This window comes from Pseudonocardia zijingensis, from assembly GCF_042657305.1.
Classification (GTDB): domain Bacteria; phylum Actinomycetota; class Actinomycetes; order Mycobacteriales; family Pseudonocardiaceae; genus Pseudonocardia; species Pseudonocardia zijingensis.
Genome location: NZ_JBHSKO010000018.1, coordinates 1 through 23644, shown reverse-complemented (window position 1 = coordinate 23644; position 23644 = coordinate 1). Strand labels below are relative to the sequence as shown.

The window sequence follows — 23644 nt, the reverse complement described above, 5'->3', positions numbered from 1 at the left end:
CTCAGCGCGTCCCCGCCGTCGCCGCCTGCCCACGCAGCAGGCCGGGCGCCCGGGCGCACACCACGGTGCCGCCGCTCCGCGACGTGACCTCGAGGGTGCCGCCCACCTGGGCCATCCGCTCGGCCATGCTCTCGAACCCGAGGTGCCCCGGCTGCGCGGAGGCGGGGTCGAAGCCCTTCCCGTCGTCGGTGACGGTGACCCGCACCCCCGGCGGCCGGTCGGGATCGGCGTCGACGCACACCCGCACCGATCCGGCGTCGGCGTGCTTGACGACGTTGTGGAGGGCCTCCCGGACCACCCAGAACAGCTGCTCCTCCACCACGGGTGTGAGCGCGAGCTCGTCGGCGGCGTCGACGGTGATCTCGAGGCCGACGCGCGCGCTCACCTCCGCCGCGTGCGCGCGGAGCGCGTGCACCAGGCCCCCGTCCCGCAGCCCCGCCGGCCGCAGCGCGGAGAGCATGGCGCGCATCTCGCTGTGCGCCGACTCGGTGAGCTCCCGGATCTGCGTGATGCGCTGCGCGAGGAACTCCGGCTGTGCGCCGTCCTGCAGGCCGAGCTCCAGCGCGCCCACCTGGAGCTCGAGCGAGAACAGCGCCTGGTTCACCGAGTCGTGCAGCTCCCGGGCGAGCAGGTGGCGCTCCTCCACGGCCGCCCTGCTCTCCAGCTCGCCCACGAGGCGCGCGTTCTCGACCGCCACCGCGGCCTGGTCGGCGATGGCGCTCAGGAAGGGGATGTCGCCGCGCGTCGGCTCCGCGCCGGCGAGGTAGAAGCCGTTCAGCACCCCGATCGGCTCGCCCCGGCTGATGACCGGGACGGTGGCGAGCGTGCTCCACGACGCGTCGCGCGCGATGTCGTGCAACGGGGCGAACCGGGGGTCCGCCAGCACCCGCCGGCGCCAGCCGTGGGCCAGCACCGGTCGGCGGTCCCGGAAGGCGCTCTCGGACAGCAGCGGGGCGCCGAGCGCGCGGCACTGCTCGAGCCGCTCGGCGTAGTCGGGGCAGATCGGGTAGGCGCCGTCGACCGTGCCGGTGCGGCGCAACCGCCCGTCGTCGTCCATGAGCATGAACGTGCACGACAGCATTCCGGTCGCCCGCTGCACCTCCGCCGCCAGCCGGTCGAGCACGGTGGGCAACGGCCCCGCGAACGCGATGCCTGCCGAGATCCGGCGGAACGCCGCGAGGTGGCGCTCGTGCTCGCGATCGCGGCTGACGTCGCGGAAGTGCACCATCCGCAGCGACCGGCCGTCGACCCGCGCCGTGGTGGTGACGTGCTGCAGGACGCGGTTGCCGAGCACGAGCTCCGCTGTGACCGGCTCCCCCGGCGGGGCCCCGTCCACCGGGGCCGGGAACACCGATGGCCCGCCGACCGCGTCCTCGACCGACGTCCCGAGCAGGCGGCGGCCGGCCGGGTTGACGTACTCGTACCGGTCGGCCGCCGCGTCGACGACGGCGATTCCCTCCGGGGCAGCGTCGATCAGGTGCTGCAGGGCGCCGCGCGCGATGCCCGCCTGCCCGGCGTCCTCGACCTCGTCGTCCACGGCTCGTCACCTCCGGCGCGGCGCATTGTCACACGCCGGAGGGCCTCCCCGTCTACGGTTCAGTGGCCATCGCCCAGCAGGATCGGGGCGGTCGCCGTCGTCGGCACCTCGACGTCCAGCCGCCCGGAGGGCCTCTTCGTCCGCGCGGTCAGGCGGCGCCGACGACCACCCGTTCCCCGAGGTAGGCACCGTCGGCCAGCAGCCGCTCCTGCAGCGAGTCGACGTCCACGTCCCGAGGGGCGATGCCGCCGGCCACGGCGAGCGCCGCTGCCGTCCCGGCCGCCTGCCCCATCGCGAACGCGGGGGGCATCACCCGGATCGCGGCCATCGCCTCGTGGGTCGCCGACGCGCACCGGCCGGCCACCAGCAGGCCCTCGAGGTCACGCGGCACGAGGCTGCGGTAGGGGATCTCGTAGGCGTTGGCCGTGCCCCACTTCTCGTCGGAGCCGCCCCCGCTCCCCGCCGGGTCGTGGATGTCGACCGGGTAGGCGCACATCGCGATCACGTCGTCGAAGTGCACGCCGGTCTGGAGGTCCTCCAGCGTGAGCACGTACTCGCCGACCACGCGGCGGGACTCGCGCACCCCGATGGTCGCGGCGGTGTCGAGCAGCTCGCAGTCACCGAACCCCGGGAGCTCCGCACGGAAGAACTCGACCAGCTTCAGCACCTGGTCCCGGCCCTCGATCTCGGCCGCGGTCAGGTCGGCCGAGCGCGTGGCGTCCTTGCCGAGGATGCGGGTGGTGTTGATCCGCCACACGCCCGGGCGCAGCGTCTTGTACATCCCCACGCCCATGCGTGGGGCCGGGAACCGGCCCTCCGCGCGGGCCTTCGCGACGATCGAGGCGAACGGCCGGAAGTCCTCGGGGTGGGAGCGCACGTAGCGCTCCACCTCCTCGTCGTCGATCCCGGCGATCCGGAAGAACAGGGTCATCGGCTGGACCAGGCCGTCGGACTCGCGGCCGAACTCCGTCGCGGCCCCGGCGCGCGCGGCGACGTCACCGTCGGCGGAGCAGTCGACGACCACCGCGGCCTTCCGCGCGCGCAGGCCGTCCTTCTCCGCGGTGACGACGCCCTCGACCCGCCCGTCGATCACGAGCGAGTCGCAGACGAACGAGTGGAGGGCGAGCTCGACACCCGCCTCCAGGCACATCTGCATCGCGACGGTCTTGGCGGCCTCCGGCTCGAACGGGGTGACCTTGTCGTGGCCGTACTCGATGAAGCCTGCGTAGGCGTCCGCCGCGTGCGTGCGGCTCGGGTGCAGCGCCTGGCCCATGGCCTCCATGCGGCGGACGAACTCGTCGAACACGCCCCGGATGAGCTGGGTGCGGCCGTCGAGCGAGAACGAGGTCATGCACGGGCCCACCAGGCCGGCGGTGAGGTTGCCGCCGAGGGACCCGTAGCGCTCCACGAGGACGGTCCGGGCACCCGCGCGGGCGGCGGCGACGGCGGCGCCGATCCCCGCCGGTCCTCCTCCCACCACCAGCACGTCGCTCTCGGACGCGGTGTGCAGATCCGTCGTGTATTGCAAGGTCATCCTCTGCCTCTCGGTCGGGCGTGTGCGGTTCGGCCGGCGGTGGTCCCGCCGGCGGATCAGGTGTGGCCGGGCGGCGGTCCCGCCGTCTCGCCGTCGAGCGGGCTGCAGGCGAGCAGGCGCTGCCGCGCGCCGGACGGCACGGGGGTGCCGGTGATGAGGTCGACCAGCAGCCGGACGGCCTGGCGGCCCATCTCCAGCCGGGGCACGGTGAACCCGGTGAGGACCGGGGCGCCGCACTCGTGGCCCACGCGCTCGCCGGCCAGCGCGAGCGAGAGGTCTCGGGGAAACGCAAGGCCGGCGTCGGCGGCGGCACGCTGGACCGCGAGAGCGGCGGCGAGCGCGTCGGTGCCGCCCTCCACGATGAGGGCCGTGCGGCCGTCGGCGAGCCAGCGGGCCACGGTCCCGGCCGTGATGTCGGAGCCGTCGGTGCGCACGACAGTCGCGTCGTCCGGCGCCAGTCCGGCCGCCGCGGCACCCTCCCGGTAGCCGCGCTCCCGGTCGGCGGACGCGATCGCGTCGTCGTGCTCCCGCACGTAGACGAACCTGCGGTGGCCGAGCCCGTGCAGCCTGCGGACGAGCTCGGCCGTGGCACCGACGTAGTCGGCACCGATGTAGGGCAGCCGCTCGCCGAGCTCGTCGTGCCGGCCGACGTAGACGAGGGGGAAGCCCGAGTCGAGCAGCGCCTCGACGCCCATCAACGCGAAGCGCCGCCCGACGAGCAGGGCGCCGTCGGCCATCCGCAGCCGCGGCAGCTCGACGGGACCGTCGTTCGGCTCGGCGGCCGACCCGGTGAAGAGCAGCAGGTCGTACCCCTGCCTCGCGGTCTCCTCCTCGACCCCGGCGAGGTAGGGGTAGTAGGTGTTGGAGGCACCGACCGGGAACGTCGCCATGAACGTGTGCACGCCGATCAGCCGGTTGTTGCCCTTGGCGAGGCTGAGCGCGGCGGGGTCGGCCACGTAGGACAGCTCCCGGGCGGCCGCCAGCACGCGCTCCCGGGTGGCTTCGGGGATGGCCGCGCTCTCGGGCGCACCGTTGAGCACCAGCGACACCGTGGTCTGGGAGACCCCGGCGAGCCGGGCGATGTCCGACTGGCGCACCCGTCCGGTCCGCGCACGCCTGCCGCTCACCCGGCCCCCTGCAGGACCTGCGCCGCGTTCCCGGCGAAGTGGCACGCGGTCTCGTGATCACCGTGGACCACCAGTTCGGGCTCCTCCTCGGCGCACCGGGCGGTCGCGATCGGGCATCGCGTGCGGAACCGGCACCCGCTCGGTGGGTCGGCGGGCGAGGGGAGATCGCCCTCCAGCGGCAGCACCACCCGCCCCTCGTGCTCCCACGGCTTCACGACCGGCGCGGCCGACAGCAACGCCTGCGTGTAGGGGTGCGACGGGTTGCCGAACACCTGCGCCCGCGTGCCGGACTCCACGATCCGCCCGAGGTACATCACTGCCACCCGGTCGGAGATGTGTCGGATCACCGCCAGGTCGTGGGAGATGAACAGGTAGGAGACCCCCAGCTCGGCCTGCAACCGCGTGAGGAGGTTGAGGATCTGCCCCTGGATCGACACGTCGAGCGCGGACACCGCCTCGTCGCAGACGAGCAGCCGCGGGCGCACCGCGAGCGCCCGCGCGATGCTGATGCGCTGGCGCTGACCGCCCGAGAACTGGTGCGGGTAGCGACCCGCCGCACCCGGGTCGAGGCCCACCTGGTTCAGCAGGCGGTACAGCTCGGCCTCGCGGTCGCCGGGCGCGACCAGCCCCGGGTGCACCTCCCACGCCTCGGTGACCAGCTCCCCCACCGTCATGCGCGGGTTCAGCGAGGCGAACGGGTCCTGGAAGATCATCTGCACGTCACGGCGGAACGCCCGCCGCTGCGCCCCGCGCAGCCCGAGCACGTCGCGGCCGTCGAACCGCACCGACCCGCCGGACGCCGGAACGAGTCCCACGAGCGTCCGCGCGAGCGTCGACTTCCCGCAACCGGACTCGCCGACCAGACCGAGCGTCTCCCCCGGCCCCACCTCGAGGCTGACCCCGGCCACCGCCTGCACCTCGCCGGTCCGCCGGTGCAGGATGCCGGAGCGGATCGGGAACGCCGTGCGCAGGTCGTCCACCTCGAGCAGCGGCACCTCAGCCGGCTGCGGGGACCCCGTCACGCTGCACCTCCTCCGCGTAGTGGCAGGCACTCGCCCTGCCGTCCTCGACCGGGCGCAGCACCGGGACCTCCACCCGGCACCGGTCGGTGGCCATGGCGCAGCGCGGGTGGAACGCGCAGCCGTCGGGGAGCCGCCCCGGGCTCGGCGGCGAACCCGGGATGGGGACCAGCGGCTCGGCACCGTCGGTCTCCGGGACCGAGCGCATCAAGCCGACCGTGTACGGGTGGGCGGGACGGTCGTAGACCGGGCGCAGCGGCCCGGACTCCACGACCCGCCCGGCGTACATCACGACGACCCGGTCCGCCGCGCCGGCCACGACCCCGAGGTCGTGCGAGATGAGGACCAGGCCGACCCCGCGGCTGCGCTGCAGCTCCCCCAGCAACGACATGATCTGCTGCTGCACGGTGACGTCGAGCGCCGTCGTCGGCTCGTCGGCGATCACCAGTTCCGGATCGAGCGCCAACGCCATCGCGATCACGACGCGCTGGCGCATACCGCCGGAGAACTGGTGCGGGTAGTCGTCGACGCGTCGCTCGGCGTCCGGGATGCGGACCAGGCGCATCATCTCGATCGCCTTCTCCCGCGCGGCCCGCCGCGACAGGCCCCTGCGCCGCCGCGCGGCCTCGCCGATCTGCGCGCCCACCGTCATGACGGGGTTCAGCGCGGTCTGCGGATCCTGGAAGATCATCGCCATCCGCTCGCCGCGCAGCTCCCGCAACACGCGCTCGTCCACCGCGGTCAGCTCGGTCCCGCGGAACCGGATCGAGCCGCCCACGACCCGTCCGGCCGGCCGGGGCAGCAGACCGAGCACCGCGAGCGAGGAGACCGACTTGCCGCTGCCGGACTCACCCAGCACGGCGAGGGTCTCGCCCTCCCCGACCCGCAGCGAGACGCCGTCGACCACCCGCACGTCCCCGTCGGCGGACCGGAACTCGACGGTCAGGTCCTCCACCGCGAGCAGGTCGGCCGACGGAGCGGAGTCCGCGGGGAGCATCGCCGTGCCCGCCGCGCGCCCGGACGACCGCTCAGACGGCACGGTTCACCGTCCGCAGCTCGGGTGCCTCGTGCGGCGTGGGCTCGAACCCGGTGACGTCGGTGGTCGTCGCGAAGTTCATCCGCATCTCGATGGGCCAGATGCCGACCGCGTCCTCCCAGAGGATCTGGCAGGCCCGTCCGTAGAGCCGCTCGCGTTCGGCCTGGTCCACCGAGGAGCGGGCTCCGGCCAGCACCGTGTCCAGCTCCGGGTTGGCGTAGCCCAGCCGGTTCGCCGCCGAGGTGTAGAGGCGCCCGAGCGTGTAGTCGGCGTCGCCGGTGGCGGTGACGTTGGTCTGCAGGTCCATGTCCCAGTCCAGGGCGAGCAGGCGTTCCAGCCACTGCGCCTCCTCCAGCTCCTGGGGCACGACCTCGACGCCGATCTCCCGCCACGAGGAGACGAACGTCTCGGCCACCTGCCGGATCTGGGGCGCCTGGGTGCGGTTCCAGATGAGGCTCGTGCGGAACCCGCCGGCGAGTCCGGCCTCGGCGAGCAGATCGCGGGCGCGCTGCGGGTCGTAGGCGTAGGGCCGCTGCGCGGCGAACCCGAACACCGCCGAGGTGATCGGGGCCTGCGCCACCGCCGCCGTCTCCGGGAAGACGTTCGCGACGAGGCTCTCGGCGTCGATCGCGTGCCACATCGCCTGGCGCACCCGGGGATCGGTGAACGGGGCGCGGCTGCAGTTGAACCAGTTGAACCAGTGCTGGTAGCTGGGCGAGTCGTAGAGCCTGAGGTCGCCGTTCTGGCGCAGCCGGGCGATCTGGTCGGACGGCAACGGCCACGTGAGCTGCACCTCCCCCGACTCCAGGGCGGTGATCCGCGTCGTCACCTCGGGGATGCTGCGCAGCAGCAGCCCACCCGCCGCCGGCGCGCCGTTCCAGTAGGTGGTGTGGGCCGCGAGCTCGAGGTGATCACCGGGCACGAACGAGGTGACCCGGAACGGACCGCTGCCGATCGGCGAGCGGAAGAAGTCCGGCGCGTCGGCCTTGCCCGCGGGCAACAGCCGCAGCAGTGACAGGTTCGCGAGCACCGTGCCCAGCGGCTGCTCCGTGCGCACGACGAGCGTCGCCGGGCCGTCGGTGGTGACCTCGGAGAGCGCGGACCACAGGTTCGACAGCGGCGAGTCGGCCTCGGCCTGCCGCCGCACCGAGTAGGCGGCGTCCTCGGCGGTGAGCGGGCTCCCGTCGTGCCACGTCACGTCCTCGCGCAGCGTGAACCGCCAGACGGTCGGCTCCGGGTTCTCCCAGCTCGTCGCCACAGCGGGGACGAGCTGACCGCCCTCGCGGGCCACCAGGGTGTCGAATACCTGCTGGCCGAACAGGCGGATCTGCTCGGTGGCCGCGAACGGCCCGTGCGGGTCGAGGTTGTCGAGCGAGCGCTGCGTGGCGACGGTCAGCACACCGGATCCGCCCCGCCCGCCGGACGCGGAGTCACCGCCGGACAGGACCGAGCAGCCGGGCAGGCCCAGCGCGCCGAGGCCGACGGCGGTGATCCCGGTCCAGCGCAGGAAGTCGCGGCGGCGGACGGCGGGGGCAGCTGGGGGGTGCATGCAGGTGGTTCTCCTCAGACGGCGGGGGCGGCGGTGTCCCCGGGAACGCGGTGTTGCCGGTGGGGTGGTGGTCAGGAGCGGAGCTTGGGGTCGAGCCGGTCGCGCATCTGGTCGCCGAGGATCCCGAGCGCGAGCACGACCAGCGCGAGCACGGCGCCGGGGAGCGTGGCGATCCACCAGGCCGTCGTCAGGTACTCGCGGCCGTTCGCGATGGTCGTCCCCCACGATGCGGTGTCCGGTGGGACGCCGAGGCCGAGGAAGCTGAGCGACGCCTCCGCGACGATCATCAGCCCGACCTGGACGGTTGCGGTGACGACGAACGGCGTCAGCACCGCGGGGAGGATGTAGCGGCGCAGGATCCGGGGTGTGCCCACCCCGAGCACCCGCGCCGAGTCGACGAACTCGCGTCCGCGCGTCGCGAGCGTGGATCCGCGCACGAGCCGGGCGAAGATCACCCACCGCAGCACGGCGAGCACGATGATCACGTTCAGCAGGCTCGGCCCGAGCACCGCGGCGAGCAGGATCGCGAGCAGGATGCCGGGGAAGGCGAGCTGGATGTCGCCGAGCCGCATGATCACGCTGTCGACCGCGCCGCCGAAGTAACCCGCGACCATCCCCAGCAGCAGCCCGGCGCCACCGCCCACGAGGATCGTGCCGGCCGCGACGAGCAGCGACACCCGCGCACCCTGCACGACCTGGGCGAACAGATCCCGCCCGACCTGGTCGGTGCCCAGCCATGCGGTCGTTCCGGTGCTCGTGGTGGACAGCGGCGGGAGCAGCCGGTCGGGGATGCTCGTGGCGATCCCGTCATAGGGCACCACCAGCGGCCCGAAGAGCGCGACGAGCAGGTAGAGGGCGGTGAAGCCCGCCGCGACCCAGAACGTGACGCCACCGCCGGGGCGGCGGGGGCGGGGGCGCGCGACGCCGGCGGGGGCGGCCTGCAAGTCGGCCATGTCAGCTTCCTCCGACGCGGATGCGGGGGTCGAGGTAGCCGTAGACGAGGTCGACGGCGAGGTTGAGCACGGCGTAGCTGACCGCGATGAGCACGACGGCCGCTTGCACCACGGCGTAGTCGCGGTAGGAGATCGAGTCGATGAGGAGCTTCCCGACACCCGGCCAGGCGAAGACCACCTCGATGATCACCGCCCCGCCGAGGAAGACCCCGAGCACGAGAGCGCCCGCGGTGACGACCGGCACCAGCGCGTTGCGCAGCACGTGCGCGTAGAAGACGGCCCGCTCGGCGATGCCCTTCGAGCGCGCCGTGCGCACGTAATCCGCGCCGAGCTCGTCGAGCACCCCGGCGCGCACGAGTCGCGCGAGCCACCCGACGTAGGGCAGGGCGAGCGCGGCCGAGGGCAGCACGAGGCTGCGCAGGGAACCCGCACCGGAGGTGGGGAACAGACCCAACCCTCCGGCGAAGACCAGGATCAGCATGATCCCGACCCAGAACTGGGGCAGCGCCTGCCCCACCATCGACGCCGCCGAGACCAGCCGGTCGATCGGGCCGTTCGGATGGCGCGCCGCGGCGATGCCCATCGGCAGGCTCAGCAGCGTGGTCACGATCATGGCGGCCACCGCGAGCACGGCTGTGGCCGGCACCGCCGCGAGCACCGCGTCCATCGAGCTGCCGCCCAGCCGGAACGACTCCCCGAAGTCACCCTGCACGGCGTCCAGCAGGTAGTGCCCGTACTGCACGAGCACGGAATCGTCGAGGCCCAGTTCGCCGCGCAGAGCCGCGCGCTGCGCCTCGTCGGAGAACGGCCCGAGCATCATCGCGGCCGGATCACCTGGCACCAACCGCACGATCACGAACGTGATCGTCAAGGCGCCCCAGACGACGAACGCCGCCTGGGCGACCCGCCGGACGAGGAACTCGGTCAACCCTGACCTCCAAGTAATACGCATTAGTGCGTCTGCTTCCTCACCCTCCATCAGCGCAGCCGCCGATGTCAAGCGCGCCGGGGCGCCCGTGGCGCTTCCTGAACTTTGTTAAGGTAACTGTCGTGGCGAAGGGGATCACGCGCAACCGGATCGTGGAAGCGGCACTCGAACTGCTCGACGAGAAGGGCATGGAGGGCATCACCGTCCGCGCGCTCGCGGCCCGGCTCGACGTGCAGGCACCGGCGTTGTACTGGCACGTCCGCAACAAGCAGATGCTGCTCGACGAGATGGCCACGGTCGTGATGCGCCGGGTCGTCGAGGCGCTGTCCACGGTGCCGCCGACCGTGGGCTGGCGCGACGCCCTCGCCGCCTACGCCCGCATCCTGCGCACGGAGTACCTGCGCCACCGCGACGGCGCGCGCGTGTTCAGCGGCACGCGCGTCTCCGAACCCGACGTGGTGCGGGCGAAGGAGCCCTGGCTCGCCCGCCTCACCGAGGCCGGGTTCCCGCTCTCCGGCGCGGACGACGCCCTCGACCTGGTCACGGCGTTCGTCGTCGGCTTCGTCATCGAGGAACAGGACCGCAGCCGGCCCGACGACACCGAGCCGCCGCGGTACGCGCTCGAAGGGCGCGACGCCTGGCTGGGCGAGGGCGTCGAGCTGGTCAAGGAGGCCGGGCACCTGCGTGACGACGGCGACGCGCGGTTCGAACGCCACCTCGGCATCGTTCTCGACGGGCTCGCCGCCGGACTGGAGCGCTGAGGGCCGTGGCCCACACCGTGCTCGTCGCCGACGACGACCGCGCGATCCGCGAATCGCTGGGACGTGCGCTGGAGCTCGAGGGGTACCGGGTCGTCGGGGTCGACGACGGCGTGCAGGCGCTGACCCGTGTGCGCCGGGAGGCCTTCGACGTGCTCGTCCTGGACGTGCTGATGCCCGGCCTGGACGGGCTCGGGGTGTGCCGGGTGCTGCGCGCGGACGGCAGCCGGGTGCCGGTGCTGATGCTCACGGCGCGGGTCGAGACGCCGGACCGCGTGGCCGGCCTCGACGCGGGCGCCGACGACTACCTGGCCAAACCCTTCGAACTGGACGAACTCCTGGCCCGCCTGCGGGCGCTCCTGCGCCGGGCCGCCCCGGTGGACGACGGGACGGACCGCGAGCCGCCGCTGTCGGTCGGCGACCTGCGGCTGAATCCGGCGGCCCGGCGCGCCTGGTGGGCGGCCACCGAGCTGATCCTCACCAGGACCGAGTTCGACCTGCTCGAACTGCTCATGCGCAACGCGGGCGTCGTGCTCGACCACACGCGCGTCTACGAGCGGATCTGGGGCTACGACTTCGGCCCCGACTCGAAGAACCTGGCCGTCTACATCGGATACCTGCGGCGCAAGCTGGCCGCCGCGGGTGCGCCGCCCGTGATCCACACGGTGCGCGGCGTCGGCTACACGATGCGCAGGCCGTGAACCTCGGGACCCGCCTGTCGCTCGCATTCGCGACGGTCGCCGCCGCCGTCGCCGCCGCGGTCGGGGTGCTCGCGTTCTACGCGGCGGTCGAGCGGGTCACCGGCGAGGTGGACCACACCCTGCAGACCGCCGCGGCCGCGATCGTCGACGGCTACGGGGACGTGCTGCAGGCACCGTCGTCAGGGCTCGGCGACCAGCGCCTGGTCGCCCAGCGCATCGCCCCCGACGGCACCGTCACGCCGCTCGGCAGCCGGACGAGGACGCTCCCAGTCCTCGACACGGACCACGCGTTGGCCTCCAGTCCCGAGCGGGGCGCGACCAGCACCACCGAGCTGGCCATCGGGAACGAGGACTACGGCGCCGCCTACCGCGTGCTGACCACCGCGCTGGGCGAGGGGCGCGGCGCGCTGCAGGTCGCGGTCGACGTCAACCTGTCCCGCCAGGTGCTGAGCGGGCTCGCGAAGCAGATCACCCTGCTCGCCCTGCTCGTCACGTTCGTCGCGGCCGGGGTCGGGTGGCTGCTCGCGGGCCGGATCACCCGGCGGCTGGTCCGCCTCGCCACGATCGCCGAGGAGGTCAGCACGGCCGGGCCGGGCGCCCACGCGGTCCCGGTGGACGGGCGCGACGAGGTGGCCCGCCTGTCCTCGTCGTTCAACACGATGCTGCGCCGGCTCGCGGAATCGCGGGAGGCGCAGGAGCGTCTGATCCAGGACGCGGCGCACGAGCTGCGCACCCCGCTCACGAGCCTGCGCACCAACGCCGGCGTGCTGCGCCACCTCGACCGGCTCGACCCGCAGGCGCGGGGGCGGCTGCTCGCCGACGTCGATGGCGAGACCCGCGAGCTGTCCCACCTGGTCGAGGAGCTGATCACCCTCGCGCTGGCCCGGCGCACCGACGAGGAGGACGACGACGTCGACCTCACCGAGGTCGTCCGGGCCGCCGCCGAGCGGACCCGGCGGCGGACCGGGCGGGCGATCGTCGTCGACTCCGACGGCACCCGGGTGCGCGGGCGGCGCCAGGCGCTGGAGCGGGCGGTCGGGAACCTGCTGGAGAACGCGGCCAAGTTCGACACCAGCGGCACCGGCACGATCGACGTCGTCGTGCGCCGCGGCACGATCACGGTCGCGGACCGCGGGCCCGGACTCGCGGCCGACGACGCCGAGCGGGTCTTCGACCGGTTCTACCGCGCGGCTACCGCCCGGTCGCTGCCCGGCTCGGGACTCGGCCTGGCGATCGTCGCCGACATCGCCGAGGCGCACGACGGCACCGCGTTCGCCCGCAACCGGCCCGGCGGCGGCGCCTCGATCGGGATCACGATCGGTGCGGCCCGGCTCTTACCGGATTCCGACCCGCATCATGATCACGATTCACCCGCGCCCGACACCGTGGTTGCGTGAACACCACGTCGAACACCACCCGGCACGCACGGTGGAACCCGCGCCTCGCCGCGCAGATCGCCGCCCTCCTCATCGGGAACCTGATGGCGGACTCCGTCGCAGTGGCGCCGTTGCTCTTCCTCCCCCAGATGCTCGAGCACTTCCAGACCGATCAGGCCGCCTGGATCAGCGCAGGCGCCATGCTGGCCGGTGCGATGTGGGCGCCCCTGCTGGGCCGCGCCGCCGACATCCACGGCAAGCGCCGGATGCTCGTGATCACGTTGCTCGTCGGCTGCGCCGGTTCCGTCGTCTGCCTGCTGGCCCCGAACCTCTGGGTCTTCGTCCTCGGGCGCATGGCCCAGGGCGCCGTCATGGCATCGATCTTCCTCTCGGCCGCGATCGTCCGGGAGATCTGCGAACCGCGGATCGCGATGCCCGCGGTCGGGGTCGTCACCACCGGCTCCGCGGTGGTCAACTTCGGCGCCGCCTTCGTCCTCGAGCCGCTGGCGGCCGCGTACGGCTTCCGCGTCGTCTTCGTGACGGCCGCGGTGCTCGGCGCCGTCGCCGCCGTCACCGTCCGCGCCGTCGTCCCCGAGTCGACACGCAGGACCCCGGGCCGGCTCGACGTCGGCGGCGCCGTCCTGCTCGGCGCCGGCCTCGCCATGGTGCTCGGCTACATCAGCACGGGACCGGAGATCGGCTGGTTCGGCACGGTCCCGTTCACCCTCCTCGCCGCCGGCCTGATCGCGCTGGTGTGCTGGTACCTGCACTCCCTCCGGATCGCCGAGCCGGTGATCGACATCAGCGGTCTCGGGCGCCCCCTCCTTCTCACGCTGCTCGTCATCGTGATCGCCACGGGCGCCACGCAGAGCATGGACCAGCTGCTCAGCCTCATCGCCCAGATCTCGCCGGAGCAGGGGCTCGGCTACGGGCTCGACGCCCAGGGCATGCTGGGCCTGCTGTTCGGGATCCCGGCCGTCGGGATCGTCGTCGGCGGCGTACTGTCGGGCTGGCTCGCCACCCGGATCGGACCGGCCGCCACCCTGGCCGCCGCCACGACCGTCGGCACCGCAGGCGCCGCCGGGATGCTCGCCGGGGCGTCCTGGCTGCCCGCCGCGATCGCCTGCGCCTTCCTGCTGCAGTGCACGATGGGCGCGCTGCTGACCACCGGTTTCAACCTCGCAGGCACCCTCGCGCCCGCCGACCGCCAGGGCGGGGTCTCCAGCCTGGTCACGATCGTGGGCGCGCTCGGCACGGTGCTCATGACGTTCGTGGGCGCGGCCGTGCTCGCCTCCACCCAGGTGATCGTCGACGGCACGGCCGTCAACTCCGCGGCGGGCGTGCACGGCTACATCGGCCTCGCGGCCTGCATCCTGGCGACCGCCACCGCGCTCGCCGTCGGCCTGACCCGCACGCTGCGGAAGCGCCCGACGGCAGCGGGCGTCGGCCCCGTGCCCGCGCCGCGACCTGCCGAGGCGACGACGCAGAGGTAGCCGAACCTCGATGCCCGGGTCGGGTGCGTTCCGCGGAACGCACTAGCAGAGGCAAAACCGCAGGTCAGAGGCACAGTACGGGGAACGTGGGATTGGAAATCTCCCACAAGATCCACAGTTCCCCGGGGTGGTGCCGGGACCTGTCTGGCGAGTCTCACTAGCGTCACGGACAACTCCAGCACCGGGGCGCTGGAGTTGAAGGGGTCGAGCCTCGATCACATGCCGGACTGGTTCTAGCCCGCGATCCTGCTGGCCCACGACTCCGGCCTGCGCGAGGCCGAGGTGTGCGGGCTGCGCCGGCACCGCATCGACTGGAAGACGAAGGTGGCCACCATCGCCGACGTCCTCGAACCGGACGGCTCGATCCGCGCCTACCCCAAGGAGAAGGAACGCCGAATCGGTCCGCTGTCGGACCGCACGACCGCGGCGTTGCGGGCGGCGAAGCTGCGTCAGGGCGCGGGGGAGATGGATTTCGTGGTCCGCCGACCCAGTGAGGCGGTGATGTCGACGCGCGCGCTCGGGACCTTTTGGGCCTACCAGGTCGCCAAGGTGACGGCCTTCAAGGCGGGCCGCCCCACGTTCCACGACCTGCGCCACGCCTGCGCACACCGGCTCGTGAGGTCCGGGATCGATCTGCGCACGTTGCAGGCGTTCATGGGCCACAAGAGCCTCAACACGACCCGCATCTACATGCCCGACGTGACCACCGACGAGCTGTCGGCCGCGCTGCGGGCGGTGCAGATCCCGACGCCCGCCCCGGTCGTCGCCATTGCCGGAACGTAGCTCAGAGCGCAGGTGAAGCGCCCCTTCTCGTCAAAGTTCGAGCGTGTCGGCCCCGGCGTGTCGGGGGCACCCGCCACCCTCCGTGACGATGGCCGTTGGCGGGCCTCGGTGGCCGCCACCATTCTTATCGTTCCTCGCGCAATGCTACTGAAACATGTTCGGTGGTCATGCTCGCTTTGTAGTGATGTGGTCCGTCGATCACGGCGAATGTTCTGCCTTCGTATCCGACACATGCAAAAGGTCCGAGTGGTAGCGCGCGTGCAATGAGTTGGTAGTCGGCGCGTACGTGGTCGGTGTCGTTGTCAGGCAGTGCGACGTTATGGGACTGCTCCGGTGTCATGTCGTCCACGGTGTGGCCGTCGCCTGGCTATATCACCGGCCGTATCGAGGTACCCAACGCGCGTTGTCCGGAAGGCGATGCCGTACCTCGGCGGGGACAAGTCCGATCAGCCAGAGGTTGTGAATCACAACCTCTGTTCCATCCTGTCGGCGGATGCGGAATTCGCGCCCTTCGAAACCTCGCCACCGTTTCGGGCTGTTACGGAGCAACTGAACTCCCTCTTCCGGGCCGATTCCGTAACACGTACCGTCGATCACGACGTAGCGGTTCGGGTTCGCCTCCACCTGGGCGATGAGGTCGTGCCAGTACTGATATTCCTTCTGCAGATCGGCTTCGGCCTCTGCGCGGGTTGCACGTGGCGGATGCTCTCGGCCTCCGTAGCCATTGGGCGGCAGGTAGAACGCAACCCACTCGTTCTCCCTGGTGTGGTACACGCCAGTGCGTGAGAAGCGACGGGTACGGCCGAAGCGGCGGTGCGGTTGGCTCATTGATCATCCTCTGCGGTACGACGCCATGGCCACGGCGCGTCGTTGCAGTGCGTGCCGGGCGACGACCTCACCTGACCAGGTGCCAGCCTGGCAGTAGGCCCTGACAGAACCTGGGAACAGCGCTGCGGCCGTCGTGGACAGCTTGGTGGGGGCGGTGGTAAAGGTGGTGCCCACCGTCCTGGGCGGACGGATCGATCGCGTCGCCTTCGCGGTTGGAGTGTCCGACACTCCTACGTCCGACCTGTTCCCTAGAGTCCGGCGGGTGAGTGAGAACGAAGCGTTGGATCGGACCCGCCGAGACTACGACGAGGTCGCCGAGTTGTACGACGACATGGTGCGACAGGGCGACCAAGTCATCGATGCGCTGTCAGCAGGGATGATCAACACCTTCGCCGACCTCGTCCGCGCCGGTGGGTCGATGGGTGCTGTGGTCGATGCGGGTTGCGGTCCCGGACAGTGGACCGATCACCTGGATCGAGCCGGTATCCGGGCTTACGGGATCGATCTGTCACCGGCCATGGTCGCGATCGCCCGCCGGTATCGTCCGGACCTGCGCTACGAGGTCGGTTCTATGCTCCATCTCGACGCAGGGGACGAGTCGATCGCGGGCATCCTGGCGCACTTCTCGTTGATCCACACGCCGCCGGACCTGCTTCCGGGCGTCCTGACCGAGTTCGCCCGAGTGGTAGAGCCGGGCGGACCCCTGCTGATCGGTGTGCAGATCACCGACACCGCAGACGCCAACGGTTGGGTCCCGTACGACCACAGAGCCTCACCGGCGTATCTGTGGACCCTCGACGCGCTCGCCGACCGACTGCGCGAGCACGACTTCGCTGAGCTCGGACGCCTGCGAATCGTTGCTCCGGCGCCAGGCAAGCCCCCCGCCGGATACCTGCTGGCGCGCCATGACGCCAGAAGTAACGAATGAATTTTGCTGACCTGGGCGGGCAGTCAGCGGTGTGCAGCGTGGCGTGACCTCGAATAGGTGAATCTCCTGGTAGACGGGCGATTGCCTAGATCAACACGTCCCACCAGGAGCTTCAACGTGCTGTCCTACCCGTCCGGGATGACCGTGTCCAGCCGCGCCCTCGGCGTGCTCTCCGATGCGCTGCGAGCGCAGCGCAACCAGCGCCGAACCCGGTGGCGGAAGCTCTCGCCCGGCCGGCAGGCGCTGCTCGTGGTCGCGCACCTGCGTAAGGGCGAGACCTACGCCGACCTGGCCTGCGGCTTCCGCATCGGGACCTCGACGGTGTACCGGTACATCCGTGAGGCGCTCGAACTGCTCGCCGCGATGGCTCCCACCCTGGCCCAGGGGATCGAGGTCGCCCGCCGCAAGGCGTTCGTGATCCTCGACGGCACCCTGCTGCGCATCGACCGGGTAGGCATGACATCGGGCTGTGACCGGGCCTTCTACTCCGGCAAGCACAAGGCCCACGGGCTGAACGTGCAAGTCGTCGCCGACCCGATCGGCCGGCTGGTGTGGATCTCGCCGCCGCTGCCCGGCGCGAGACATGACATGGGCGCTGCCCGTGAGCACGGGATCATCGACGCGCTGGCCACCCACGAGATCCCCGCGGCGGCCGACACCGCCTATCAGGGCGCCGGGCCGACGGTCGCGGTTCCGCAGCGGCGCCGTCGGAAGGATCTGGGCACCGGCCGCTACCGGCGCCTGTCCCGGAACCAGAAGGACGTCAACACCGCCCACGCCCGCCGCCGTGGACCCGGCGAGCGGGCCAACGCCGAGCTGAAGAACTGGCGGGTCCTGCGGAAGATCCGCTCCAGCCCGAACACCGCTCACCGGCTCATCGCCGCAGTTCAGACCCTCATGATCGCCAGCGCATGATCAGGTTGGCAAAGGCTCACTGCGAGCGTTGGGCGCCGTCGGGCCACACAACGACGACCGGCACCCCCCGCGTGCGGGCCGCCTGCACCGTGTCGCCGGTGCCGCCCTTTCCGTCTGGGGGCGCGCCGTCCCACACTCCGATCAGCGCATCCACGCCCCCGAGCACATCCTCGTTGGCGGCGGCGTAAGCGTCCCGGTTCGAGGTGTCGAACGGCAGCACGCGCACACTGGCGGCCCGCCCGAGCAGCTCCTCGAATTCGGTGCGGTTGTCCGGCTTGACCTTCCGCTCCCGGTAGTCGGCGGCCGGGAGAACAACCTCCAGGTCACCGCCAAGTTCGAGGACGACCCTCGCGAAGACCTGGTCCGCACCCCGTGCGAGGCAGCTCACCCCTATGAGTGGGGTCGCGTACTCGGAAAGTACCTTGCGCAGCTCGGCCGCCACGAGCGGCACCGATTCGCGCGCGAGGTTCGAGTGTCCGGTGATCCCGATCCGCACGATCAGTCGCTCCCAAGGGTTATGCGTGTCTGTTCTCGCACGTCCGCGACCGCCGCAACGGTCGCGAACGGGGTGGCCTCGCGGTGCCATTCGGCGAGTTTGCGGCCGAGGCGGCCGGGCCGGTGCGGGTCGAGATGTGGCAGGGCCTCGCGCACCGTGGCGGCGGCCTGGTCCGGTTCTCCGATGAGGAGATGGGCGCGGCTGAGCGACACGAGATCGAAGGCCCGGTTGCGCGTGCGGGTCGGGTCGCGGCGTTCGAGGGCGCGCCCGAGGTACGCGACCGCTTGTCGGGCGTAACGTCGGTCGTGGCGGGCGAGGTCGCGGTAGCGCGCCCCGATCGTGCCGACCAGCTCGGCGGTGTCGAAACCGCGCATCCATTGCGGCTCGCTCGCTGGGTCGCTGGTCGCGTGGGCGTCCTCGGCGGTTTCGACGGCCGTGCGGAAGCGGCGGACGTCACCGAGTTGCGCGTGCCCCCACGCCTCGCGGGTGGCGAGCATCGCGCTGAGGCGCGGTGTCGCCGTCGCGCGGGTTCCGCGCTGGGCGAGTTGCACGACGGCGAGGCCGTCCTCGGGAACGCCGAGATCGAACGATTGGCGGGCCAGCGCGGCGAGCGCGACCGCTCCGAACGAGGGGTTGCCGCCCGCCTTCGCCAGACGGGCCGAGGTCACGTAGTGCTGCTGTGCGATCCGATGGGCCCCTCCGTCGAAAGCCATGGACGCGGCGATCTTGGCGAGTTCGGCGGCCACGAGGAACACACGGTCGGTGAGCCCTTCGGCGGGCGCGTCGCGAAGGCGCTCGGTCACGTCGCTGAGTTGCCCGAGGACTGCGGTTCGGCCGAGTCCTCCACCGGTGGAACGCCACTCGCGGAAGGTGGCCACCAGATGCTCCAGTGCCTGCACCTCGGTGAGCGCGAACGCGCCCGACCGGGACGGCAGCGGGGCGTCAGCGAGTGGTTCGAGCCATCCGCTCATGGGACCGACCAGGCTCGCGCCGACGACCGTTGCCGCTCCTCGCAGAGCCTTCCGCCGATTGATCAAGTCCCACTCCGCAGCCGCCGACGCCTCAGCGACGATGGTGCCCCGCGCCCACGGGCCGAGTGCGGGCATGGCCTCACCGGCGACGGTGTCGACCTCCCGGGTTCCGGGCGGGCGGAACCCCAGTTCGTCGTCGGTGTCCACGGCGAGCACGGCTCGAAGCGCGGCGCGATACTCCCGGATGGGGTAGCGGACGACGCCGCGTTCCCATTTGCCGATCAGGTGGTCGTCGAGTTCGAACCGTCGGCCCGTGTTCATCCACAACCACGCGTTCACCGCGTCGGCGAGTTCGGCGCGGGTCATGTACTCACCGGGCGTCACACGCGATGGGACCCGCTTGCGGGCAGCGCGTAGAGAGGCGTTGTGCTCGCGCACGCGCGCCCCTCCCGGGCTCCCGACCGGGCGATCGTAGTCCGGCACGGGACGATTCAGGGGGCCGCGAGCGAGGCTGCCCCCGGTTGCCCCCGCCGTTGGAAGATGCCCCCGGCTGCCCCGGCTTGCCCTGCGCGTTGCCCTCCGGGCTGCGCGTGCTCATGCCGACGCTGACCACTGTGAACTCCACGCCGTCCGAACTCGCGGTCGCCCTCGCCGCCATGCCCGACGTCGTGGCCGTGCTCGTGCGCGAACACGTGCCCGACGCACGCGGCCGGTGCATCGCGTGCGGCATCCCCGGAACCGGAACCCCACATCTGCCGTGGCCGTGCCTGCTGCGGCGGGTCGCGGACAACGCCCGCAAGTTGCACCATCGCCCAGAACGGTGACCGCGGTCACGGCCGCCATGGCGGTCGGCGCGTTCACGCTCGGGGTGGGCGTCGGCTACATGCTGCGCCGCCCTCCGCCGTTGCGCCGCTCGTCGGTGGAGCTGCGCGGGCGCGGAACCGTTCGGCCGGGGCGGCGCGGGCGGCACCGCGCGCGGTAGATCACGATGACGGGGCGGCGAACCCCTGAGTTGGGGTCGGCAGCGCCCTCGCACGAGCGGGGGGACGAACATCTCGTGCCCGCATCCGCCGGTGTCCTCGCGGCAGTATCACGTCTGGTGGCCACCGCACAGGCACCAATGCCACCCGACCAGCGGCAACAACTGCATTCAGACGCTGATCGAGGATCACGTACTGGCCGTTGGACTTGCTGATGGTGAGGCCGTGACGGTGCGCGGCTCGGCGGGCGCGAGCTCCCGACGAGCGTGATCGTCTGTGGACATGGCGGTGTCATCCTCCGCGAATCAGTGATCACCACGAGTAGGCGATCAACGGGGATGCAGCGGCGCGGGTCTCTCGCTGTCGGGCCGCCCGGCCGCCGGGAACGGCGCGCCCGCCGCAGCACCCCCGGGAGGTTCCGCGGAACCCGCCGGCTCCCGGGAGGCCGATCAGCAACACCCACCCGAGCGGTGCGGAACGCCACCACCGGCGTTCCGCGGAACGCGATGGCACCGCACACACCCACGCCGGTCCGCACACATGCCGGGCGCTGTGTGCCGTCCCGACCCGACGTGTGCGGCGCCCAGCCTGCCGAGGACGCCCACCGCGGGCGAGGTCCGGCGGGTTCCGCGGAACCCACCAGCTCCCGGGAGGCCATGATCCCGGATCTCACCGGCCCCGGAACGGCACCACAGCCAGTCGAGTTGCCGCCCACAGGACCGTCGGTCGCGAACCGGCGTGCCCCCACACCGGGAACGGCGCACCCGCCGCAGCACCCCGGGAGGTTCCGCGGAACCCGTTCGCGAACGCGCCGAGCATCTGCCGGAGTAGATCCGGCGACGCGCCGTGCAGGTTCTGCTCAACGGCTCGGCGGGCTCGATGTGGTGCGGTGCGGCCATCGTCGTGATCCCTTTCGGTGAGTTCCTTGGTCGGTACTCGTCGAGATCACGCGGTGGCCGTCTCGGTTCACGGCGCCACGCCGCTCACCAGTCGGCGGGTTCCGCGGAACCCGCTGGCCCCCGGAGAGGCCGCGCTCGCCTACGCCGGGACCGGCGATGCGGCCGGCTCCGCCGCCCGCCTTCGGTGGATGATCCTCCGGGCCACATCGAGGACGACCGAGCGCAGCACCTCGGTCACGCGGTTGGACGGCACGAACCTCTGCTGCTTGACCCGCGCGGAGTCCTGCTGCTCGGTGATGAAGGGGCGTAGGCCGGCTTCCCAGGCGTCGAGGGCGGCGCCGAGGTCGTCGGGGTGCTCCTGCAGGGCGGCGCCGAGGGCGGCGCCACCGCGCATGGCGGACGAGGCGCCCATGCCGGAGTAGGTGGTCATGCACCACGCCGCATCGCCGATCAGCACGACGCGGCGCGTGCTCCACCGCGGCATCTTCACCTGGTGCACGGAGTCGAACAGGTGGTCGGGGGTGTGCTCGAGGGAGTCCAGGACGTGGCGGACGACGGGGTCGTCCATCTCGGCGAACACCGAGCGCAGCCGCTCGATCCGCGACCCGGTGAACTGCGCGGGGATGTCCTCGGTGCGGTAGGTCAGCAGCGTGGTGGGCGGGTGGTCGGCGAACCCGAACACCCACACGGCCCGCTCGGCGCGCACGGAGACGACGGTGTGGCTGGGCTCGTAGGAGGGCACGTGCTCCGGCAGCTGGAAGGCGCAGACGATGGCGTTCCAGTTCGTCAGGTAGTCCTCGTCCGGGCCGAACGCCATGCGCCGCACCGTAGAGCGCAACCCGTCCGCGCCGACCACCAGGTCGAAGCTCTCGCGGTGCCGCACACCGGTGGCGTCCTCGAGCACGACCTGCACGTCGTCGGCGCCCTCGACGATCTCGACCGGCGTGGTCGCGAACCGCACCTCGACGCCGGTGATGCTCTGCCACAGCGCGGCCTCGATGTCGCCGCGCAGCACCGCCGCCGGGCCGGGCTGGTCCAGGAAGCCCAGTGTCGGCTTCCGCTTGCCCCGCCGGCCCAGGGTCCACGTGATCCCGCCCGGCTCCCACTCGGGGTTGCGGGTGTGCAGGTGGTCGGTGATGCCCAGGTCGGCCGCGGCCTGTCGGCCCTCCGGGAACAGGAAGATGAAGTAGCCCCCCGTCCGGCGCTCCGGCGCCCGTTCGACGATCACGGGCGTCCACCCCGCCCGGCGGAGCCCGATCGCCGCGGACATGCCCGCGATCCCGAGCCCCACCACCAACGCCCTCTTCTGCATGGGTCCTCCCCGGCCTTAACTAAGTTCAATGCCGTGATCAGCCTGCCTGAACTTTGTTAAGGCGTCAAACCGCACCAGTTCTCCCGCGCCGTGGCGGCCCAGGCCGTCATGAAGAGGACGAACCGGGAGACGAGGTAGGCGAACACCAGCAGCCCGAACACCGTGCCGAAGATCGTCCCGCCCGGGGAACCGGTGATCCGGCTCAGGTAGATCGCCAGCCCCTGCTTCAGCACCTCGAGACCGATCGCGCCGAGCAGCGCCGCCCGCCCGGCGCCGTGGATGCGCCGCCGCGTCCGCGGCAGGCGGGTGAGCACCCAGAAGAGGATCAGCCAGTCGGCGGCGAGGCTCAGCAGCAGAGCCAGGCCCCCGCGGGTGAACTGCGACCAGTCCGCGGCCGGCCACCCGAGCGCCCAGAGGACGGTCTCCCCCAGGCTCGTGCCGACGGCGCTGATCGCGAGCGAGCCGATCACGGCGAACCACAGGCCGGCCAGCGCGGCGACGTCGGAGAGCAGCCGCCACAGCGACACCGCACTGCGCGGCGGTATCGCCCACTGCGCGGAGACCGCTTCGCGCAGGTTGAACATCCACCAGGTGCCGGCCCACAGGGCGGCGAGCAGACCCAGGCCTGCGACCGTGTTGCGCTGCTCGATCGCGGCGTCGACGACCGGGTCGACGGTGTCGGACAGCTCGGGCGGCACGGCGCGGGCGAGGGCCGCGTCGAGGGCGGCGAGCAGCGCGGGGTTGAGGACGAGCACGTACCCGGCCGTCGCGTAGGCGATCATCAGCAGCGGGACCACGTTGAGGATGCTGAAGAAAGTGATCGCGGCGGCGAAGTGGTTGCCGCGCCGCTCGTGGTACCGAGCGCCCGCGCGCACCAGGTGGTCGAACCAGTCGTGACGGACGCGCAGCTCCGTGACGACCGCCTGGAGGGATGCCGCGGGCGAGGAGCGGCTCACGGGCTATGGGCGGGCCTCATCCGTGTCGGCGGCCTCGCGCGTCCGCCGCCTGCGCCCCCGGAGACGGCGCAGCAGCAGCCAGCCCAGCACCGTCGCGATCGCACCGATCACGAGCCCGCGGTGCTCCTGCGCCGCCGTCTTCACCGCGGGGGCCTTCTCCGCGGCGAACTCCCGCGCGTGGGTGGCCCTGGCGTGGACGCTCTCGGTCGCGGCGGCGCGCTTCTCGCGCAGCGCCTCCTTCACCGCGGGCGCCTTCTCGGAGGCGACCTCGCGGGCGTGCGTGACACCGGACTGGACCTTCTTCGTGGCGGCAGTGCCCTTCTCGCGCAGCCGGGTCGGCACGGCGCGGTGGCCGTCCTGCTCCTCGGCCGGGCCGGGTTCGGAGGGTGCCTTGCCGGGTTGTGGGTCGGTCATCGGGACACCGCGCCTTTCAGTAGTCGACAGCATCGCGTTGCAGGGGGCAGGTCATGCAGTGGCCGCCGCCGCGGCCGCGGCCGAGCTCGGCACCGACGATCGTGATGACCTCGATGCCGGCCTTGCGCAGCAACGAGTTGGTGTAGGTGTT

Annotated in this window: 24 protein-coding genes; 9 read left to right on the top strand and 15 right to left on the bottom strand. The window is 72.1% G+C overall.

Annotated elements, in window-relative coordinates:
• Nucleotide 1: 1 nt before the first annotated feature.
• The 8 genes from ACFPL3_RS28290 to ACFPL3_RS28255 all read right to left on the bottom strand — a co-directional run bounded on the left by ACFPL3_RS28290 (nucleotide 2) and on the right by ACFPL3_RS28255 (nucleotide 9683).
• The gene (locus ACFPL3_RS28290; protein ID WP_379589735.1) at nucleotides 2-1537 is read right to left on the bottom strand and encodes a PAS domain-containing sensor histidine kinase; all 1536 of its coding nucleotides are present in this window, start codon (nucleotides 1535-1537) and stop codon (nucleotides 2-4) included.
• A 148-nt stretch (nucleotides 1538-1685) separates the two neighbouring features.
• The gene (locus ACFPL3_RS28285; RefSeq protein WP_379589734.1) at nucleotides 1686-3065 is read right to left on the bottom strand and encodes an FAD-dependent oxidoreductase; all 1380 of its coding nucleotides are present in this window, start codon (nucleotides 3063-3065) and stop codon (nucleotides 1686-1688) included.
• Nucleotides 3066-3127: 62 nt separating this feature from the next.
• Nucleotides 3128-4168: a LacI family DNA-binding transcriptional regulator gene (locus tag ACFPL3_RS28280; protein WP_343944630.1), complete on the bottom strand. Its 1041-nt coding sequence runs from the start codon at nucleotides 4166-4168 to the stop codon at nucleotides 3128-3130.
• A gap of 26 nt (nucleotides 4169-4194) precedes the next feature.
• Nucleotides 4195-5220 carry an ABC transporter ATP-binding protein gene (locus ACFPL3_RS28275; RefSeq protein WP_343944631.1) on the bottom strand — a complete coding sequence of 342 codons (1026 nt, stop codon included), beginning with the start codon at nucleotides 5218-5220 and terminating at the stop codon, nucleotides 4195-4197.
• The gene (locus ACFPL3_RS28270) at nucleotides 5195-6214 is read right to left on the bottom strand and encodes an ABC transporter ATP-binding protein (protein WP_343944648.1); all 1020 of its coding nucleotides are present in this window, start codon (nucleotides 6212-6214) and stop codon (nucleotides 5195-5197) included. The genes ACFPL3_RS28275 and ACFPL3_RS28270 overlap by 26 nt, the downstream gene beginning before the upstream one ends.
• 31 nt (nucleotides 6215-6245) lie before the next feature.
• Nucleotides 6246-7802, bottom strand: coding sequence for an ABC transporter substrate-binding protein (locus ACFPL3_RS28265; protein ID WP_343944632.1), 1557 nt, complete (start codon nucleotides 7800-7802; stop codon nucleotides 6246-6248).
• Between the two features lie 71 nt (nucleotides 7803-7873).
• Entirely contained in the window at nucleotides 7874-8755 is an 882-nt protein-coding gene (locus tag ACFPL3_RS28260; RefSeq protein WP_343944633.1) for an ABC transporter permease, read from the bottom strand.
• Between the two features lies 1 nt (nucleotide 8756).
• Complete coding sequence (locus ACFPL3_RS28255; protein ID WP_343944634.1) at nucleotides 8757-9683, bottom strand: ABC transporter permease; 927 nt, start codon at nucleotides 9681-9683, stop codon at nucleotides 8757-8759.
• Nucleotides 9684-9805: 122 nt separating this feature from the next.
• Between ACFPL3_RS28255 and ACFPL3_RS28250 the strand changes: the two genes are divergently transcribed.
• The 5 genes from ACFPL3_RS28250 to ACFPL3_RS28230 all read left to right on the top strand — a co-directional run bounded on the left by ACFPL3_RS28250 (nucleotide 9806) and on the right by ACFPL3_RS28230 (nucleotide 14794).
• Nucleotides 9806-10444 (top strand): TetR/AcrR family transcriptional regulator C-terminal domain-containing protein, encoded by a 639-nt coding sequence (locus tag ACFPL3_RS28250; RefSeq protein ID WP_343944635.1) that lies wholly within the window; start codon nucleotides 9806-9808, stop codon nucleotides 10442-10444.
• On the top strand, nucleotides 10441-11142 hold the full coding sequence (locus ACFPL3_RS28245; protein ID WP_343944649.1) for a response regulator transcription factor: 702 nt from the start codon (nucleotides 10441-10443) through the stop codon (nucleotides 11140-11142). Before ACFPL3_RS28250 ends, ACFPL3_RS28245 begins: the two co-directional genes overlap by 4 nt.
• The gene (locus tag ACFPL3_RS28240; protein WP_343944636.1) at nucleotides 11139-12539 is read left to right on the top strand and encodes a sensor histidine kinase; all 1401 of its coding nucleotides are present in this window, start codon (nucleotides 11139-11141) and stop codon (nucleotides 12537-12539) included. The genes ACFPL3_RS28245 and ACFPL3_RS28240 overlap by 4 nt, the downstream gene beginning before the upstream one ends.
• A complete protein-coding gene (locus ACFPL3_RS28235; protein ID WP_343944637.1) occupies nucleotides 12536-14011 on the top strand; it encodes an MFS transporter in 1476 nt (491 codons plus the stop codon). The genes ACFPL3_RS28240 and ACFPL3_RS28235 overlap by 4 nt, the downstream gene beginning before the upstream one ends.
• A gap of 243 nt (nucleotides 14012-14254) precedes the next feature.
• Nucleotides 14255-14794: a tyrosine-type recombinase/integrase gene (locus ACFPL3_RS28230; RefSeq protein ID WP_379589750.1), complete on the top strand. Its 540-nt coding sequence runs from the start codon at nucleotides 14255-14257 to the stop codon at nucleotides 14792-14794.
• Nucleotides 14795-15166: 372 nt separating this feature from the next.
• Here the strand turns inward: ACFPL3_RS28230 and ACFPL3_RS28225 are convergent, their stop codons facing one another.
• A complete protein-coding gene (locus ACFPL3_RS28225; protein ID WP_343944638.1) occupies nucleotides 15167-15622 on the bottom strand; it encodes a hypothetical protein in 456 nt (151 codons plus the stop codon).
• A gap of 262 nt (nucleotides 15623-15884) precedes the next feature.
• On the opposite strand from ACFPL3_RS28225, the gene ACFPL3_RS28220 reads away from it, so the two are divergent.
• Both ACFPL3_RS28220 and ACFPL3_RS28215 read left to right on the top strand, forming a co-directional pair.
• Nucleotides 15885-16550: a class I SAM-dependent methyltransferase gene (locus tag ACFPL3_RS28220; RefSeq protein WP_343944639.1), complete on the top strand. Its 666-nt coding sequence runs from the start codon at nucleotides 15885-15887 to the stop codon at nucleotides 16548-16550.
• Nucleotides 16551-16667: 117 nt separating this feature from the next.
• A complete protein-coding gene (locus tag ACFPL3_RS28215; RefSeq protein ID WP_343944640.1) occupies nucleotides 16668-17465 on the top strand; it encodes a transposase family protein in 798 nt (265 codons plus the stop codon).
• Nucleotides 17466-17481: 16 nt separating this feature from the next.
• Here ACFPL3_RS28215 and ACFPL3_RS28210 read toward each other — a convergent pair whose 3' ends face one another.
• Together ACFPL3_RS28210 and ACFPL3_RS28205 are read right to left on the bottom strand one after the other, a co-directional pair.
• Nucleotides 17482-17964 (bottom strand): hypothetical protein, encoded by a 483-nt coding sequence (locus ACFPL3_RS28210; RefSeq protein WP_379589749.1) that lies wholly within the window; start codon nucleotides 17962-17964, stop codon nucleotides 17482-17484.
• The gene (locus ACFPL3_RS28205) at nucleotides 17964-19370 is read right to left on the bottom strand and encodes a hypothetical protein (protein WP_343944642.1); all 1407 of its coding nucleotides are present in this window, start codon (nucleotides 19368-19370) and stop codon (nucleotides 17964-17966) included. Before ACFPL3_RS28205 ends, ACFPL3_RS28210 begins: the two co-directional genes overlap by 1 nt.
• Before the next feature lie 158 nt (nucleotides 19371-19528).
• Between ACFPL3_RS28205 and ACFPL3_RS28200 the strand changes: the two genes are divergently transcribed.
• Together ACFPL3_RS28200 and ACFPL3_RS28195 are read left to right on the top strand one after the other, a co-directional pair.
• Nucleotides 19529-19756 carry a hypothetical protein gene (locus ACFPL3_RS28200; protein WP_379589733.1) on the top strand — a complete coding sequence of 76 codons (228 nt, stop codon included), beginning with the start codon at nucleotides 19529-19531 and terminating at the stop codon, nucleotides 19754-19756.
• Nucleotides 19753-19914, top strand: coding sequence for a hypothetical protein (locus ACFPL3_RS28195; protein ID WP_343944644.1), 162 nt, complete (start codon nucleotides 19753-19755; stop codon nucleotides 19912-19914). Before ACFPL3_RS28200 ends, ACFPL3_RS28195 begins: the two co-directional genes overlap by 4 nt.
• A 1036-nt stretch (nucleotides 19915-20950) precedes the next feature.
• On the opposite strand, the gene ACFPL3_RS28190 is transcribed toward ACFPL3_RS28195, so the two are convergent.
• The 4 genes from ACFPL3_RS28190 to ACFPL3_RS28175 form a co-directional block, all read right to left on the bottom strand.
• Nucleotides 20951-22123 (bottom strand): FAD-dependent monooxygenase, encoded by a 1173-nt coding sequence (locus ACFPL3_RS28190; RefSeq protein WP_343944645.1) that lies wholly within the window; start codon nucleotides 22121-22123, stop codon nucleotides 20951-20953.
• Between the two features lie 56 nt (nucleotides 22124-22179).
• Nucleotides 22180-23079 carry a YhjD/YihY/BrkB family envelope integrity protein gene (locus ACFPL3_RS28185; RefSeq protein ID WP_343944646.1) on the bottom strand — a complete coding sequence of 300 codons (900 nt, stop codon included), beginning with the start codon at nucleotides 23077-23079 and terminating at the stop codon, nucleotides 22180-22182.
• 3 nt (nucleotides 23080-23082) lie between these two features.
• Nucleotides 23083-23493 carry a hypothetical protein gene (locus tag ACFPL3_RS28180; RefSeq protein ID WP_343944647.1) on the bottom strand — a complete coding sequence of 137 codons (411 nt, stop codon included), beginning with the start codon at nucleotides 23491-23493 and terminating at the stop codon, nucleotides 23083-23085.
• Nucleotides 23494-23509: 16 nt separating this feature from the next.
• Nucleotides 23510-23644: arginine deiminase family protein (locus ACFPL3_RS28175; RefSeq protein WP_379589748.1), on the bottom strand; the 135-nt coding region annotated here is incomplete at its 5' end.

Excerpts from the sequence above, each read along its gene's own strand:
- ACFPL3_RS28260 (WP_343944633.1), bottom strand. The coding sequence starts at position 8,755 with ATGGCCGACTTGCAGGCCGCCCCCGCCGGCGTCGCGCGCCCCCGCCCC.
- ACFPL3_RS28225 (WP_343944638.1), bottom strand. The coding sequence starts at position 15,622 with ATGAGCCAACCGCACCGCCGCTTCGGCCGTACCCGTCGCTTCTCACGC.
- ACFPL3_RS28270 (WP_343944648.1), bottom strand. The coding sequence starts at position 6,214 with ATGCTCCCCGCGGACTCCGCTCCGTCGGCCGACCTGCTCGCGGTGGAG.
- ACFPL3_RS28265 (WP_343944632.1), bottom strand. The coding sequence starts at position 7,802 with ATGCACCCCCCAGCTGCCCCCGCCGTCCGCCGCCGCGACTTCCTGCGC.
- ACFPL3_RS28190 (WP_343944645.1), bottom strand. The coding sequence starts at position 22,123 with ATGCAGAAGAGGGCGTTGGTGGTGGGGCTCGGGATCGCGGGCATGTCC.
- ACFPL3_RS28180 (WP_343944647.1), bottom strand. The coding sequence starts at position 23,493 with ATGACCGACCCACAACCCGGCAAGGCACCCTCCGAACCCGGCCCGGCC.
- ACFPL3_RS28200 (WP_379589733.1), top strand. The coding sequence starts at position 19,529 with ATGCCGACGCTGACCACTGTGAACTCCACGCCGTCCGAACTCGCGGTC.